This window comes from Allobosea sp. 05T422_2 (genome assembly GCF_056396265.1).
In genome coordinates this window covers 1-14698 of record NZ_JBFTLD010000164.1, presented here as the reverse complement: position 1 = coordinate 14698, position 14698 = coordinate 1, and the positions used below count along the sequence as shown (strand labels likewise).

Sequence of the window (14698 nt, the reverse complement as noted above, 5' to 3'; positions counted from 1 at the left end):
GATCAGGGCCAATGGCGAGCTCCAGAAAGTCTACGACAAGTGGATGAAGGTTCCCGTCCACAAGTTCCCCGACAGCCTCGAAGGCATCTCCTTCTCCGCAAGCTGAGCGCGGCAGGACAAAACGGAGCAGAGGCCATGAACAGCCAGTCCGCGACTGCAACCATTCAAGGGACTGACGCCATGATCAAAATGGCGGGCGTCGAGAAATGGTACGGCGAGTTCAAGGCCTTGACCGACATCAACCTGTCGGTCCGCCAGGGCGAGAAGATCGTCCTGTGCGGGCCGTCAGGTTCGGGAAAATCGACCCTGATCCGTTGCATCAACCATCTCGAACCCTACCAGAAGGGCGAGATCCGTGTCGGTGGGACGGTTCTCAGCGATGATTCCAGGATCATCGATGCCGTTCGCCGCGAGGTTGGAATGGTGTTTCAGCATTTCAACCTGTTTCCGCATCTGACGGTGCTGGAGAACTGCATGCTGGCGCCGATGCGTTCGCTTCGCGCCAGCAAGGCGCAGGCCGAAGCCACGGCAAGACGCCTGCTCGGCCGGGTCAAGATCGCCGAACAGGCGGAAAAATATCCGGCCCAGCTCTCCGGCGGACAGCAGCAGCGCGTCGCGATCGCGCGGGCCCTGTGCATGCAGCCGAAGGTCATGCTGTTCGACGAGCCGACCTCGGCGCTCGACCCGGAAATGGTCAAGGAGGTGCTCGACACCATGATCGGGCTCGCCGAGGAGGGCATGACGATGATCTGCGTCACCCACGAGATGGGGTTTGCGCGCCAGGTCGCCGACCGCGTGATCTTCATGGCGAGCGGTGCGATCGTCGAAGAAGCGCCGCCGGCTGCGTTCTTCACCAATCCGCGCCACGAGCGCACCCGGCAGTTCCTCGGCGAGATCCTGCACAATCACTGAGGAGGAGGCCGGCATGGCCGATCTGCAATCGATGCCACTGCGTCTCGGTGTCCTCGGTGCGGCGAATATCGCACGCAGCTTTGCGAGTGGTGTCGCGCCGTCGAGGACTGTCACGGTCGCTGCCGTCGCCAGCCGCGATGCCGGGAAGGCCGAACGCTTTGCGATGGAATGCGGCATTCCGCATTTTCATGGCTCCTATGAAGCCTTGCTGGCCGATCCGGAGATCGACGCGATCTACAATCCGCTGCCGAACTCGCTCCATGCGGAATGGTCGATCCGGGCCATGCAAGCCGGCAAGCATGTGCTCTGCGAGAAGCCGCTGGCGATGAATGCGACCGAGGTCCGCGCCATGGCCGCTGCTGCGCGCCAGCACGGACGCCATCTCGTCGAGGCCTATCCCTACCGCGCACAAGCCCAGACGCTGAAACTGCGCGAATTGCTCAACGCGGGCGCGATCGGCAAGGTTCAGCTCATCCGATCGAGTTTTGGCGTCGCCTTCTCCGACCCGGCGAATATCCGCCTGAAGCCCGAAGTCGGCGGTGGCGCCCTTCTCGACGCGGGCAGCTATGCCGTCAGCCTGGCGCTTCTCGTCGCAGGCGCGCGGCCCGAGCGCGTCAGCGCGACGGCGCGCTGGAGCGAAACCGGCGTCGATCGCAGCGTTGCGGCCACGCTGGAATTTCCGAGCGGAGCGCTTGCGCAGATCTCGTGCAGCTTTGCCACGGCCTATCACCGCCACGCCCTGATCGCAGGAGATGCCGGAACGATCGAGACGACCTATCTCAACCATCCCCCACTCGGGGGGCCGCCGGTGCTCACGATCCGGCGTGGTACGACCGTCCAGACCGCTCCCGAGACCATCGAGGTTGCGCCCGGCAATGGGTTCCTTGCGGAAGCGGAGTCGTTCGAGCGGCTGGTGCGGCAAGGACCCGAGCACTGGACCGGCGCGACCCTGGCGGAATCCATCGATATCGCGGTGACGCTGGATGCGATCCTGGCCAGCGCCCGGTCGGGCGCAGCCGTCAGCGTCGCTGCCGAGATCAACACCTAGGAAGGCCAGTTCGTCATGATCCGCGGCACGACGAAACTCATCGCCCATCTCGGCTATCCGACCGAGAGCTTCAAGGCGCCGATGATCTACAACCCGTATTTCGAGCGAGAAGKGATCGACGCCGTCGTGGTGCCGATGGGCTGCAAGGCGGATGACTATCCGGCTTTCCTCAGGCTCTTCTTCAGGCTCTCCAACGCTCACGGCGCCCTTATCACCATGCCGCACAAGGTGACGACGACCGCGCTGGTCGACGAGGTGCAAACCACGGCCGCGATTGCAGGAGCCTGCAATGCCGTGCGGCTTGATGTCGATGGCCGGCTGGTCGGCGACATGTTCGACGGCGAGGGCTTCGTGCGCGGTGTGCTGGGCAAGGGCCGTGTGCTCAAGGGCGCGCGTGCGCTCGTCGTCGGCGCCGGCGGCGTCGGCTCGGCCATCGCCGCCTCGCTCGCCAAGGCAGGCGTCGCGGCACTCGGCCTGTTCGATACCCATGCGCCTCTGGCGAACGGCCTCGCTGACAGGCTTCGCAAGCACTATCCGCAACTGGTCGTCACTGTCGGCTCGAACGATCCGGCCGGGTTCGCGATCCTGGTCAATGCGACGCCGCTCGGCATGAAGGCAGGCGATCCCTTGCCGATGGATGTCGCGCGCATCGCGCCTTCGGCCTTTGTCGGGGAAGTGGTGATGAAGCAGGAGATCACTCCCTTCCTGGCCGCTGTTCGCGCCCGCGGCTGCGCATTCCAGATCGGTGTCGACATGTTGTTCGAGCAGATCCCGGCCTATCTCGAGTTCTTCGGATTCCCCACCACGACATCGGAGGACCTGCGCTCGGTCGCACAGCTCGGCTACGAGGAGACGCGCTCATGATCCCTTCCATCGCCACCGTCTGCGTCTCCGGTACGCTTCAGGAGAAGCTCGAGGCCATTTCGGCTGCCGGTTTTCGTGCCGTCGAGATCTTTGAGAACGACCTGATCGCCTTCCCGGGCTCGCCGACAGAGGTGCGCCGGATCTGCGGCGATCTCGGGCTCGCGATCGTGACCTGCCAGCCGTTTCGCGATTTCGAAGGCATGCCCGATGCGCGGCGGGGGCGGACATTCGACCGGGCGGAACGGAAATTCGACCTCCTGCAGGAGCTTGGKACCGACCTGCTCTTCGTCTGCTCGAGTGTCTCGCCCGAGGGCTTGAGCGGCATCGACAGGCTCGCCGGCGATTTCGCCGAGCTTGGCGAGCGGGCCGCCAAACGAGGGTTGCGCGTCGGCTATGAGGCGCTGGCCTGGGGGCGTCATGTCGTCGACTATCGCGATGCCTGGGAAATCGTGCGCCGGGCCGGCCGCGACAATGTCGGCATCATCCTCGACAGCTTCCACATCCTCTCGCGCGGGCTCGATCCCGCCAGCATCGGCACCATCCCGCGCGACCGGATCTTCATGGTGCAGATGGCGGATGCCCCCAAGCTGCAGATGGATCATCTCTCCTGGAGCCGCCACTGGCGCTGCCTGCCGGGGCAGGGCGATCTCGATCTTGCTGCCTTCATGAGGGCGCTCGCGTCGACTGGCTATGACGGCGTCCTGTCGCTCGAGATCTTCAACGACCGATTCCGGGCCGGCTCTGCCCGCTCGGTGGCGCTCGACGGCCATCGGTCGTTGCTCTGGCTGCTCGACGAGACGGCACGGGAGCTCGGCCGGCCGGTGCCCGGCGCGGTCGCAATGCCGGCGCCTGAGCCTGTCGAAGCGGTCGAGTTCATCGAGTTCGCCATCGCCGAGGCCGAGCGGCCGGGCTTCCAGAGCCTTCTGAGCGCGCTCGGATTCAGCCGCGTCGGCGCGCATCGCTCCAAGGATGTCGATCTCTGGAGCCAGGGCGATATCCGCATCGTGCTCAACAGCGATATCGACGGTTTCGCCCATAGCTACCAGATCACGCATGGGACCTCGGTCTGCGCGATCGCGCTGAGGGTTGCAGATGCGGGCGCGGCCACAGAACGCGCGACGGCCCTGCTCGATGTGCCTCATGCCGGCGCGGTCGGGCCAGGCGAACTCGACATCCCGGCCGTGCGCGGCCTTGGCGGCAGCCTGCTCTATTTCCTGGATCAGTCTTCCGCCCTTGGACGCTGGTCGCAGGTGGATTTCGAGCCCACCGGCGCGAATGGCTCAAGCGCCGGATTGGTGGGGGTCGATCACATCTCGCAGAGCATGCAGTATGAGGAAATGCTGACCTGGCTGCTGTTCTACTCGTCGCTGTTCAAGACAACGAAGACGCCGAGCCAGGCGGTGATCGATCCAGGGGGCGTCGTCCAGAGCCAGGTCATCGAGAGCGGGCTGGATGGTCAGGCCGGCCATGGCCTGAGACTCATTCTCAACGGCTCGCAAAGCCACCGGACGCTGTCGGCCCGCTTCATCACCGATTTCTTCGGCTCCGGCGTGCAACATATCGCCTTCGCCACGAATGATATTCGGGCGACCGTCGAACGGTTGGTGGCCAATGGCGTCGCCATGCTGCCGATTCCGGAGAACTATTACGATGACCTCGAAGCGCGGTCCGATCTGCCTCCCGAGGAGATCGATGCGCTGAAGGCGCTCAACATTCTCTACGACCGCGATGCCGGCGGCGATTTCTGGCAGGCCTATACCGCGACGCTCGATGGCGGGTTGTTCTTCGAGATCGTCCAGCGCAATGGCTATGGTGGCTATGGTGCGGCCAATGCGGGCATCCGCCTGACCGCGCAGGCGCGTCTGTCCCGCCCGATCACCGTTCCCGCGCCCACGCATGCATGAAGGCGCTGCCATGACCACACCCTGCATCATTACTGTCGCGATCACCGGCTCGCTGCCGACCAAGCGCGACAATCCCGCCGTTCCGATCACGATTGCCGAGCAGGTCGAGTCGACGCAGGAGGCCTTCGAGGCGGGGGCGACGCTGGCGCATTGCCATGTCCGCACCGACGAGGGCACGCCGACCTCCGACCCTGAGCGCYTTGGCCGCCTGCTCGAGGGGCTGCGCAAACATTGCCCGGGCATCATCGTGCAGCTCTCCACCGGAGGGCGCTCTGGGGCGGGCAGGGAACGCGGGGGCATGATCCCGCTCAAGCCGGACATGTGCTCGCTTTCGACAGGCTCATGCAATTTTCCGACGCGGGTCTATGAGAACAGCCCGGATCTCGTCGACTGGCTGGCGGCGGAGATGCTGACCCACGGCGTCAAGCCGGAGATCGAAGCCTTCGATCTCTCGATGATCTTCAAGGCTGCCGAGATGGGTATCGCGGGCGCGATCAAGGGACCCCTGCATGTCCAGTTCGTGATGGGCGTGAAGAACGCGATGCCGGTCGATCGCGCTGCGTTCGAATTCTACATCGCGACATTGAAGCGGCTGGCGCCCGACGCGACCTGGACGGGCGCCGGAATCGGGCGCGACCAGATCACGCTGAACCGCTGGTCACTCGAACTCGGCGGTCACTGCCGGACCGGGCTGGAGGACAATGTCCGCCTCGATCGCGACACGCTCGCGCCGTCCAATGCCGCCCTCGTGAAGCGCATCGCCGAGATGGCTGGCAGCTACGACCGCCACGTGGCATCGGTCGCAGAGGCGCGGGGGCTGCTGTCGCTGCCGACTGTGTGAGGCCGCGGCCATTCAAGCTCCAGGTTGATGCTCCACGGCGTGGGGCGGAGCAGCATGTGTTTGCCCCAGGGCARCATCGCGGTGGCCGAAGAAGGGCGCGGTAATCGACCATGGCGAAGCACCAGCTCACCATGCGCGCGTCGGCTCCAGCCACGCCGGAGCGCTGCAGCGCGAAGCGGCGCCTGCCGGGCGCCGCCAGGAACAATGAAACGCTTGCGTTCGGTCAGCCGACGGCCCGCTTCAGCACCGCGACCAAGGCAGCCATCTCATCCCTTGCGCCGATCGAAATGCGCAGGGCTCCCTGTGTACCGGGGACATCGAACATCATGATGTGGATGTTTGCCGCCTTCAGCGCCGAGAAGAATTCGGCGGCCGGTGCGGGCGTGAGGACCGCCAGGAAATTAGCCGCGCTGGGCAAGGCCACGAAGCCAAGATCCTTCAACTGGTCCGCGAGCCAGTCGCGGCCGTCCGCGGTCCTGCTGAGCAGGTCGGTGAGATAGGCGGGCTCCTTCAAAGCCGCTTCGGCTCCCGCCAACGCCACGGCGTTGACGCTGAAATTGGTGCGGATCTTGCGATAGGCATCAGCCAGCGCCGGTGAGCCGACGATGCCGTATCCGACGCGGATGCCGGCAAGACCGAATGCCTTCGAGAAGGTGCGCGTCGAGATCCAGGGGCCGCTGCGGCGGCGCAGGATGGCGAGCACGTCGGGCCCGCCGGCATGATGGCCGAACTCGAAATAGGCCTCGTCGAAATGCAGCAGGGCATGATCCGGGACGCCGGCGACGAGTTGCTCCACATCGGCCTCGTCGAGCATGCCGCCGGTCGGGTTATGCGGCGAGGCGACGAAGACGAGGCGTGTCCGGTCGGTGATGGCGCCCAGGGTGCCCACGACGTCGACGAGGCCATCGCGCCGGTTCGGAACAGATACGAGCTTTGCGCCGCGCATCGCGGCGCCCTTGGCATAGGCTGGAAAGCCAGGATGCGGCGCCACCGCCTCGTCGTCCGCGTCGAGGGCCAATTCGGCGCTGGCGAAGAGGAGTTCGTTCGAGCCGGCCCCCAGCACGATCTGTGCTGGCGGTACGGCAAGGCGCGAAGCCAGCGCTTCGATCAGCGAGGCGCCGTCATGATCGGGGTAGCGGTTCACCTGGCCGGTGGCGGCGCACATCGCCGCCACGACGCTCGGAGCGGGGGGCTCCGAGGACTCGTTGAGATGCAAGCTGACCGGCGGCGGTGCTCCCTTAATGGGAGCGGGGGTGCGGCGCGCCGGGACGTTCTGCAGGCGTGCGATACGCGGAACCGGGATGATGGTGGGGGTCGACACAGCTTTCTCCGTAGTGGGCGCGGCAACGCGGATGGTCAGCGTACCGGCGGCGAATATTGCAGACCGCCCTTGCTCCAGAGATTGTTCAGCCCGCGCGCGATCCCCAACCGCGAGCCCGCGCCGACATTGCGGTCGTGGGATTCGCCGTAATTGCCGACCTGCTTGACGATCTGCATCGCCCAATCGTTCTTCAGGCCCATTGGCTCGCCGAACTTGCCCTCGCTGCCAAGCAGCCGGCGCACCTCGGGGGAACCGGAGGCGGCGAGCTGGTCGGCATTGGCCGAGCTGACGCCAAGCTCTTCCGCAGCAACCATCGCAAAATAGGACCAGCGCACGATGCTGTTCCAGGCCTCGTCGCCCTGCCTCACGACTGGCCCGAGCGGCTCTTTGGAGATCAGTTCGGGCAGGATCACGAATTCTGCCGGGTTGACCAGCTTCAGCCTGTAGGCCGACAGCGCCGAGACGTCGTTGCTGAAGACGTCGCAGCGTCCCGACTCGAAGGCCTTGGCGGCCTGATCGCCCGATTCAAAGCTGACGGACTCGTACTTCATCCCATTCGCGCGAAAGAAGTCGGCGATGTTCAGTTCCGTGGTCGTACCGGTCGGCACGCAGACCGACGCACCGCCAAGCTCCTTGGCGGAGCCCGCATTGAGCGACTTGCGGATCATGAAGCCCTGGCCGTCATAGTAGTTGATCCCGGCGAAGCGCAGACCGAGTTGCGTGTCGCGCGAGAGCGTCCAGGTCGCCTGGCGGGAGAGCACGYCGATTTCGCCGCTCTGCAGCGAGACGAACCTGTCCTTCGGGCTGAGGGGGATGAACTTGACCTTGCTTGCGTCGCCCAATGTGGCGGCGGCGACGGCCCGGCACAGGTCGACATCGAATCCGGTCCAGCGACCGGCCTCGTCCGGGACGGAGAAGCCCGCCACACCCGGGCTGACGCCGCAGAGCAGCTGACCGCGCTCGCGGACCTTTTCGAGTGTGCCGGCCTGGGCGGAAACCGCCAGCGCCAGAGTGAAGCCCAAGGCCGTGGTCAAGCGAGCGTGCATGTGATGGTCCTCCCCATTTGTCYGTGGTGGTGGGCGATCCATCGGCCGACCACAACGAGGTTCTTTGTTCGTTTCATTGCTTGAAACGACGGGCGCCGCACACGCCATTTCACAATGCGAAATGCGCGGAGATCGCCATGCTGCGCCGGTGCCGGATGCGATGATGGCGCATCCCAGCCGCTCGATCCCGTGCCGAGTCCATGCAGAACACGCCCTACAATTCCTTCCGGCGCCGCTTGCTCGATCGCGAGTCCTTGATCGGCAGCTTCATCAAGACACCGACCGGCCACGCCATCGAGATCCTCGGCGCAGTCGGCTTCGACTTCGTCGTCATCGACCAGGAGCATGCCCCCTTCGATAGGGGCTCTACCGATGTGGCGCTTCTCGCGGCCCGGGCCGCCGGGGTCGCCGGGGTCGTGCGTGTTCCGGTGCTTTCGCATGACGCGATCCTGTCGGTCCTGGATTGCGGCGCAGTCGGTGTCCTGGCGCCGCATGTCTCGAGTGTCGCGCAGGCCCGTATCCTTGCTGCCGCCTGCCGCTATCGGGGCGGTGCGCGCGGATTTTCGGGCGTGACCCGGGCCGGCGGTTACGGCGCCTTGAAGATGTGGAACCATGTTGATGCGGCCGACGCCGCCACGGCCGCCATCGCGATGATCGAGGATCCCGCTGCACTCGAGGAGATCGACGCGATCCTCGCCGTCGATGGGCTCGACGCCGTCTTCATTGGCCGCGGCGACCTTACGGTTGCTTTCGGTGCGCCGACACGGGACGCGCCTGTGGTCCGCGATGCGGTGGACAGGATCATCGCCGCAGCGAAACGGGCGAACAAGCCGGTCTGCGTCATGACCGACGACGCCGATGAGGCCGCCGATTTTGCCGAGCGCGGTGCAAGCGCCTTCATCGTCTCGTCCGACCAGGGCTTCCTGAGGAAGGCGGCCGGCCACGCGTTCAGCGAGATGTCGGCGATGAAAACCCGTGCTTCTCAGGCTGCAGTCGGCTGAACTGGAGAGATTCTCGATGTTCCACCCCACCGACCCCCGCGCCAAACTCGCGACCGGGGCGCCTGCCAAGGCTTCGCCCGTTTCGTCCTATGCCGGCGCGGATTATGCGCGCTTCTATGCGCAGGAGCCGCAGGAGGCCGGGTCCGATGCCCGCACTTGGATCGCGCGCGGGCAGAATTTCATCGTCGCTTATTCGGAGGTGCGCGCGGGGGCGAGTCTGGCGCGCATCGGCCATCCGGATGAGTATTGCGTGATCCTGCCGGACGCTGCCATGGGCGCGTCGCTCTCTGCCCGCGGGGAGAGCCTCGCCTCGCCGGGCTCATCCATCCTGTTCGTGCCGCCCGGAGATTCCGAGGTCACGGCAGCCAGTGATGGCCGCGTCATCCGGATCTTCTCCACTGCTGCGACCGATCTGGCGGCAGCCTGTTCCAATGCCTCGTCCTATGCCGAACCGCACGCCAATGTCGCGCTCCTGGAGCCTTGGCCCGAGCCGCGCGGTGGCTGGAAACTGCGGCGCTACAGCCTGGAAGGCGAGGGGGGCGAGAGCCGCTTCGGCCGGATTTTTCGCTGCACGACGCTGATGGTGAACGTGCTCGACCCGCGGCTCGGGCTGCGCGACATCACCAAGCTCTCGCCGCATCACCATGACGATTTCGAGCAGGGCTCACTCGTCATCGACGGCGCCTACATCCACGATATCCGCTGGCCCTGGACGCCGGATATGAGGATCTGGCGCGAGGACGAGCACGAGTTGATGGCGGCTCCGTCGCTGACGGTCATCCCGCCGCCTTCGATCCACACGTCCCGGTCGGTGCTGCCCGGCCTGAACCAGATGATCGACATCTTCTCACCGCCACGCATGGATTTCTCGGAAAAGCCCGGTTGGGTGATCAACGCCGCAGATTATCCAATGCCCGGCGAAACGCCCTGAGGACTTCAGCATGCTTCTCGACAAGGCCCCCCAAACCGACCGTGCCCGGCAGGTCGCGGATCTGCTCGTCGGTGCGGTCGATCTGCACTGTCACAGCGGCCCCGCCGCGATGCCGCGCATCCTCGACCATCATGAGGCCATGCTCGACGCTGCCTCCGCGAAGTTCCGCGCGCTTGTCTACAAGGACCATTTCTACCTCGGCACCTCGCATGCCGTGATGTTGGAGAAGCTCTTCCCCGACAATGGCTTGAAGCTGTTTTCCGGCGTGGCGCTGAACAATGCCTCGGGCGGGTTCAATCCGCATGCCGTCGACCATTGCATCAAGATCGGCGGCAAGATCGTCTGGTTGCCGACCCTCTCGGCCGCGAACCATATCGCGGTCCTGGCGTCAGGCGCCGTCAAGACCTTCCCCAAGACCGCAGGGAAGATGCTGGATGCGCTGCCGCTCACCGCACTCGATGCGAGCGGCACGGTGACGGACGCGGTCAAGCAGATCCTCGACCTGATTGCCGAGGGGGACATCGTTCTCGCGGGCGGCCACCTCCATGCCTCTGAACTCCACCTCGTGTTCGAGGAAGCGCGTGCGCGCGGCGTCCGCAAGATGATCGTCAACCACCCGACCTATATCGTGGGCTGCACGGATGCCGACATCCGCCAGCTCGTTTCGCTCGGTGCCTATATGGAGCACTCGATCTGCATGTTCGTCGAAGGGCGCTCGAAGAAATACGAGATGTCCGACCTCGCTCATCTGATCGAGGTCGCCGGTGTCGAACGCACCCTGCTGTGCTCCGATCTCGGCTTGCTCGGTTCGCCACGCCCGGTCGATGGCTACCGCGAGATCGTCGGTGGGCTGCTCGACMTGCAATTCGCGGAGAAGGACATCAGGACCATGATCGGCGGACATGCGGCGGCATTGCTGAATCTCGACGACGTTTCGCCGGGCGCTGTCTGATCCCGAGCATGCAAAAACCCCGGGTKAGCGGTAGCGCTCACCCGGGGTTTTTCTTTGCGGCGAAGGTTTAGTCGAGGGCGATCGCAGCCGTGCGGATGACCTCGCTCCATTTGGCGATTTCCTGCGCCTGGGCTTTCCGGACGACGTCCGGTCCGCCGCCGAGCGAGCGCACGCCGATCGGATCGAGCTTCGCGCGGCCCTCCGCGCTCAGCACATAATCGTTCACGATCGTGCTGATCCGGCGTGAGATCGGCTCGGGAAGGCCCTTGGGACCAACGATCGCATACCAGGAGGAGGCGTTGACTCCCGTCAGTCCCGCTTCCGACAGGGTCGGCACATCGGGCAGTTGCGGCGCCCGCTCTTCGGCCGTGACTGCGAGTGCGCGGATGGCTCCGGATTTCACATGTGGAATATAGGGCGGAAGGAAATCGACGGCGACATTGACGATTCCTGCGAGGAGATCGGTCGCAAGCGGCGCAGAACCGCGATAGGGCACATGGGTCATCTGGAAACCGCCCTTGCGCTGGATCAGTTCGCCGGCGATGTGCCCCATCAGGCCGAAGCCCGGGCTTCCGAATGTGAGCTTGCCCGGATTGGCTTTGCCGTAGGCGATCAGCTCGGACAGTGTCTTGACTGGCAGGGAAGGGTGCGTCGCCACCACAACCTGCACATCTCCGATCATGGCGATCGGCTCGAAATCGACGAGCGGGTCGAAGCTGAGTGTCTTGTAGAGCAGCTTGTTGGTGACGAGCGGCCCAGACGAGGAGACGAACAGCGTATGCCCGTCGGGGGCGGCGCGCACGACGCTGGCCGCGGCGAGGTTTCCGCCGGCACCAGGTTTGTTTTCGACGATGAAACCTTGCCCCAGCTCTGCGCGGAGCCTCTCCGCGAGCAGGCGGGCCACGACATCGGTGGCCGCGCCGGCCGGGAAGGGCACGATGATGGTCACCGGCCGGGCCGGCCAGCTCTGACCGAGCGCGCCCCGCGTGCTCGCCAGAGCACCGAGGCCGACGAGCGACGCCGCGAACGCGCGGCGAGAATACAATGACATGGTGGCTGTTCCTCCGGAGCGGCAACCGATCGTTCGGCGCGGTTGTGCCCCGGAACTATGCGCGGCTTCCTGGCGACGGAGGTTGGGAAGGCGGCCTATTTCTCATCCTGAAACGCGACGCCCATTGATTGCGACAGCGCCTTGAGTTGCGTCTCGATGCTTGCCGCCGCCTTCTTCAGGGGATGGATGATCCGCGCGCGATCATCGGGCGTCGCCACGACGGACCGGAAGAAGGTGACGCCGAAGGTCGCGAGCACGCGCTCGCCCAGCATGATGGGAACGGCAATCGTCGCAGACGTGCGCGGCTCGACGGCAGGGTCGCGCTCGGTGTAACCGCGCCAGCGTGCCTGGGCGATCAGCCGTTCCAACTCCTCGTCGCCGAGGCCGCTGTTCTCGGGGTCCGGGGAAGCCAGCATTGCAGAGCGCACGATCGTGCGCTCCTCTTCGGGACAGAATGCGAGATAGGCCCGCCCGAGCGCGCGCCCTCCCAGGCTCAGCCGATGGCCGAGGGTTGCGTGGAACGGGGAAATCGGGCTGTCGGGAATGGTGCTGAAACGCACGATCACGGCGTCGTAGTCGAGGACACAGACGGCGCAGGGCCATTTGATTTGCCGGGTAAGGGCCGTCGCCCAGGGGCGCGCGGCCTCGATCACCATCGGCGCACCGTGGAAGCCGGCGCTCAGCCGGTTCACACCGGAAGTCACCTGATACCCCCGCACACGGCTGTCGCGCATGACATAGCCGGTGGCGATGAGCGTTTCGAGGAGCCGGACGATCGTCGGCTTGGGCAGGCCGGTTCGCCGGTGGAGATCGCCAACCGTCGCCAATCCGCTGCGGTTGATTTCGGCGAGAAGGTCGAGCGCCTTGACGACGGACTGGACGGGAGTGAACGAGGGCAAGAGGCGGTCCCAGCCAGACGGATTGTTATGCGTGATGCTGGGGCACCCGCCTGCTCGACGCCAAGGAGACCTGCTGCCCGAAGCGATGTCAAACGCTGGTGTCAGCCATCGAGCGTGAGGACGACCTTGCCCACCTGTTCGCCGGCGTCCATCAGGGCATGGGCCTCCCGTACATCGCGCCAGTCGAAGGTTGCGCAGATGTGGTTGCGAATACGCCTGCTCTCGAGCAACGGCCAGACATGGGCGACGAGCTCCGACGCGATCCGCCCCTTATAGGCGGCAGGACGCGGGCGCAGGGTCGAACCGGTCAGGGTCAGGCGACGCCGGACGATGTTGCGGACATTGACTTCCGCCATCTGGCCGAGATGGCTGGCGATCAGCACGACGCGGCCGTCGGGCGCAAGCAGCTGCAGCTGCTTCTCGGTGTAGGGGCCGGCCTGCGCGTCGAGCGCGACGTCGACCTGCTCTGCGCCGATTGCCGCAACAATCTCGGCCGCCCAGTCCTCGCGATAATTCACTGCGTGATCGGCGCCGATCTCCCGGCAGATGTCGAGCTTCGCGGCTGTCCCTGCCGTTGCGATCACGCGGGCCTGCCGCAAGCTCTTGGCGATCTGGATCGCTGCCATGCCGACGCCGCTGGTGCCGCCTTGCACGAGCAGCGTTTCACCTTCCGCGAGCCGTCCAAGCCAGATCACATTGTTCCAGGCGGTGAAGAAGGCCTCGGGCAGTGCCGCAGCTTCGGTGAAGCTCGCTCCCTTCGGCATGGGCATGCACTGAACCGCGGGCACGGCGCAGAGCTCGGCATATCCGCCGCCATTGGCGAGCGCGCAGACTGCGTCACCCGCCCTGGGCCATTCCACCTCCGCGCCGACGGCTTCGACGATGCCTGCAACGTCGAGGCCAGGCAGGTCGGTCGCGCCGGGCGGTGGCGGATAGAGCCCGCGCCGCTGCTGCACATCCGGGCGGTTCACGGCCGCGGCCCGGACCCGGATGAGGACGTCATTGGGGCCAAGCGCAGGGGACGCGCGCTCGCAAAAGGCCAGCACCTCCGGCCCACCGGGCCGGGTGATCTCGATCGCTTGCATCAGTGTTGCTCGTCGACGGGGGAGATGGGAGCCCGCAGGGCCTGCAGGATCTCCGGCAGGCGCGCCTGGGCGGAGGTCATCAGGCGCTCATAGATGGAGTTGCCATGGGCATCGATCGCAACCGTCACCGGTCMGAATCCTCCCAGCCTGACGCGGTTCAGCCGGAACTGCATGATCAGGTCGTTCCAGGCGCTGTCGAGGACCTCTTCGACGCCTTCGCTGAGCAGCGCCGACGCGCCACCGACGAAGGAGAAATAGACGCAGCCGACCTCGCGCATGGCGTCAGCGCTTTCGCGTGACAATCCGCCCTTGCCGCCGACGGAGGTCAGGCCGAGCTCCCGGATCAAGGTAGGCATCAGGCCGTTGAAGCGGCTCGAGGTCGTTGGATTGACATAATGGAGGCGTCCCGGCCTGCCATCCACTTCGTCATAGCTGACGCCCATATGGAAGAATGCGCTGCCCCGCATCGGTGTCGGCATCTCGCGACCGGCCGCCACCTCGGACACCATGCGCTTCTGCGTGGGCATGCCGACTGTCGCCACCGCGTCGCCATCGAGCAGGAAGAGATCGCCCAGCTTCAGAGCCCGAGCCGCGGCAGGTGTCAGCGGCAGCTTCAGGCGGGGCAGGTCGAAGGAGCTCATTCGATCCGATCCACAACGCCTGAATTGTGGATCTTCGCGCGCGTCCGCCGGTTGATCCAGCAATTGAAGGAGACTGCGACAGGGGTGAAACCGTGGCCTGACGCGTACTCGACATGCACACCGAAGGTCGTGGTCGAGCCGCCGACGCCCATTGGCCCGAAACCGGTCTGGTTGACCGCCCTTGTCAGGCGCTCCTCCATAT

General features: G+C 65.5%; 15 protein-coding genes. 8 read left to right on the top strand and 7 right to left on the bottom strand.

Going from position 1 to position 14698, the window contains the following annotated elements:
- The first annotated feature begins 180 nt into the window (after positions 1 to 180).
- From AC1DJT_RS23865 to AC1DJT_RS23845, 5 genes are read left to right on the top strand one after another with little or no spacing between them, the layout of a single operon-like run.
- Positions 181 to 912 carry an amino acid ABC transporter ATP-binding protein gene (locus tag AC1DJT_RS23865; protein ID WP_069880472.1) on the top strand — a complete coding sequence of 244 codons (732 nt, stop codon included), beginning with the start codon at positions 181 to 183 and terminating at the stop codon, positions 910 to 912.
- Positions 913 to 925: 13 nt separating this feature from the next.
- On the top strand, positions 926 to 1960 hold the full coding sequence (locus AC1DJT_RS23860) for a Gfo/Idh/MocA family protein (RefSeq protein ID WP_441508023.1): 1035 nt from the start codon (positions 926 to 928) through the stop codon (positions 1958 to 1960).
- A 15-nt stretch (positions 1961 to 1975) separates the two neighbouring features.
- Positions 1976 to 2824: a shikimate dehydrogenase family protein gene (locus AC1DJT_RS23855; protein ID WP_476835001.1), complete on the top strand. Its 849-nt coding sequence runs from the start codon at positions 1976 to 1978 to the stop codon at positions 2822 to 2824.
- Positions 2821 to 4728 (top strand): bifunctional sugar phosphate isomerase/epimerase/4-hydroxyphenylpyruvate dioxygenase family protein, encoded by a 1908-nt coding sequence (locus tag AC1DJT_RS23850; protein ID WP_476769865.1) that lies wholly within the window; start codon positions 2821 to 2823, stop codon positions 4726 to 4728. The genes AC1DJT_RS23855 and AC1DJT_RS23850 overlap by 4 nt, the downstream gene beginning before the upstream one ends.
- Before the next feature lie 10 nt (positions 4729 to 4738).
- A complete protein-coding gene (locus AC1DJT_RS23845) occupies positions 4739 to 5569 on the top strand; it encodes a 3-oxoadipate:acetyl-CoA acetyltransferase (protein WP_476835000.1) in 831 nt (276 codons plus the stop codon).
- Between the two features lie 223 nt (positions 5570 to 5792).
- Here the strand turns inward: AC1DJT_RS23845 and AC1DJT_RS23840 are convergent, their stop codons facing one another.
- A complete protein-coding gene (locus AC1DJT_RS23840) occupies positions 5793 to 6890 on the bottom strand; it encodes a pyridoxal phosphate-dependent aminotransferase (protein WP_476769867.1) in 1098 nt (365 codons plus the stop codon).
- A 35-nt stretch (positions 6891 to 6925) separates the two neighbouring features.
- On the bottom strand, positions 6926 to 7936 hold the full coding sequence (locus AC1DJT_RS23835; RefSeq protein WP_476834999.1) for an amino acid ABC transporter substrate-binding protein: 1011 nt from the start codon (positions 7934 to 7936) through the stop codon (positions 6926 to 6928).
- 200 nt (positions 7937 to 8136) lie between these two features.
- Between AC1DJT_RS23835 and AC1DJT_RS23830 the strand changes: the two genes are divergently transcribed.
- The 3 genes from AC1DJT_RS23830 to AC1DJT_RS23820 are packed head-to-tail and all read left to right on the top strand — an operon-like array spanning position 8137 to position 10820.
- A complete protein-coding gene (locus AC1DJT_RS23830; protein WP_441508029.1) occupies positions 8137 to 8937 on the top strand; it encodes an HpcH/HpaI aldolase family protein in 801 nt (266 codons plus the stop codon).
- Between the two features lie 16 nt (positions 8938 to 8953).
- On the top strand, positions 8954 to 9868 hold the full coding sequence (locus AC1DJT_RS23825; protein WP_441508030.1) for a cupin domain-containing protein: 915 nt from the start codon (positions 8954 to 8956) through the stop codon (positions 9866 to 9868).
- Positions 9869 to 9878: 10 nt separating this feature from the next.
- Positions 9879 to 10820, top strand: coding sequence for a DUF6282 family protein (locus tag AC1DJT_RS23820; protein ID WP_476834998.1), 942 nt, complete (start codon positions 9879 to 9881; stop codon positions 10818 to 10820).
- 67 nt (positions 10821 to 10887) lie between these two features.
- Here AC1DJT_RS23820 and AC1DJT_RS23815 read toward each other — a convergent pair whose 3' ends face one another.
- The 5 genes from AC1DJT_RS23815 to AC1DJT_RS23795 all read right to left on the bottom strand — a co-directional run.
- Positions 10888 to 11871 carry a Bug family tripartite tricarboxylate transporter substrate binding protein gene (locus AC1DJT_RS23815; RefSeq protein ID WP_441478970.1) on the bottom strand — a complete coding sequence of 328 codons (984 nt, stop codon included), beginning with the start codon at positions 11869 to 11871 and terminating at the stop codon, positions 10888 to 10890.
- Between the two features lie 95 nt (positions 11872 to 11966).
- Positions 11967 to 12770 carry a DNA-binding transcriptional regulator gene (locus AC1DJT_RS23810; RefSeq protein WP_162767941.1) on the bottom strand — a complete coding sequence of 268 codons (804 nt, stop codon included), beginning with the start codon at positions 12768 to 12770 and terminating at the stop codon, positions 11967 to 11969.
- Between the two features lie 101 nt (positions 12771 to 12871).
- On the bottom strand, positions 12872 to 13855 hold the full coding sequence (locus AC1DJT_RS23805; protein ID WP_441508032.1) for an NAD(P)H-quinone oxidoreductase: 984 nt from the start codon (positions 13853 to 13855) through the stop codon (positions 12872 to 12874).
- Positions 13855 to 14496 (bottom strand): fumarate hydratase C-terminal domain-containing protein, encoded by a 642-nt coding sequence (locus AC1DJT_RS23800; RefSeq protein ID WP_476834997.1) that lies wholly within the window; start codon positions 14494 to 14496, stop codon positions 13855 to 13857. The genes AC1DJT_RS23805 and AC1DJT_RS23800 overlap by 1 nt, the downstream gene beginning before the upstream one ends.
- Positions 14493 to 14698, bottom strand: a 206-nt coding sequence (locus AC1DJT_RS23795; protein WP_476834996.1) for a fumarate hydratase, incomplete at its 5' end; no start/stop codon positions are given. The genes AC1DJT_RS23800 and AC1DJT_RS23795, both read right to left, overlap by 4 nt.

Excerpts from the sequence above, each read along its gene's own strand:
- AC1DJT_RS23865 (WP_069880472.1), top strand. The coding sequence starts at position 181 with ATGATCAAAATGGCGGGCGTCGAGAAATGGTACGGCGAGTTCAAGGCC.
- AC1DJT_RS23805 (WP_441508032.1), bottom strand. The coding sequence starts at position 13,855 with ATGCAAGCGATCGAGATCACCCGGCCCGGTGGGCCGGAGGTGCTGGCC.
- AC1DJT_RS23830 (WP_441508029.1), top strand. The coding sequence starts at position 8,137 with ATGCAGAACACGCCCTACAATTCCTTCCGGCGCCGCTTGCTCGATCGC.
- AC1DJT_RS23825 (WP_441508030.1), top strand. The coding sequence starts at position 8,954 with ATGTTCCACCCCACCGACCCCCGCGCCAAACTCGCGACCGGGGCGCCT.
- AC1DJT_RS23815 (WP_441478970.1), bottom strand. The coding sequence starts at position 11,871 with ATGTCATTGTATTCTCGCCGCGCGTTCGCGGCGTCGCTCGTCGGCCTC.
- AC1DJT_RS23860 (WP_441508023.1), top strand. The coding sequence starts at position 926 with ATGGCCGATCTGCAATCGATGCCACTGCGTCTCGGTGTCCTCGGTGCG.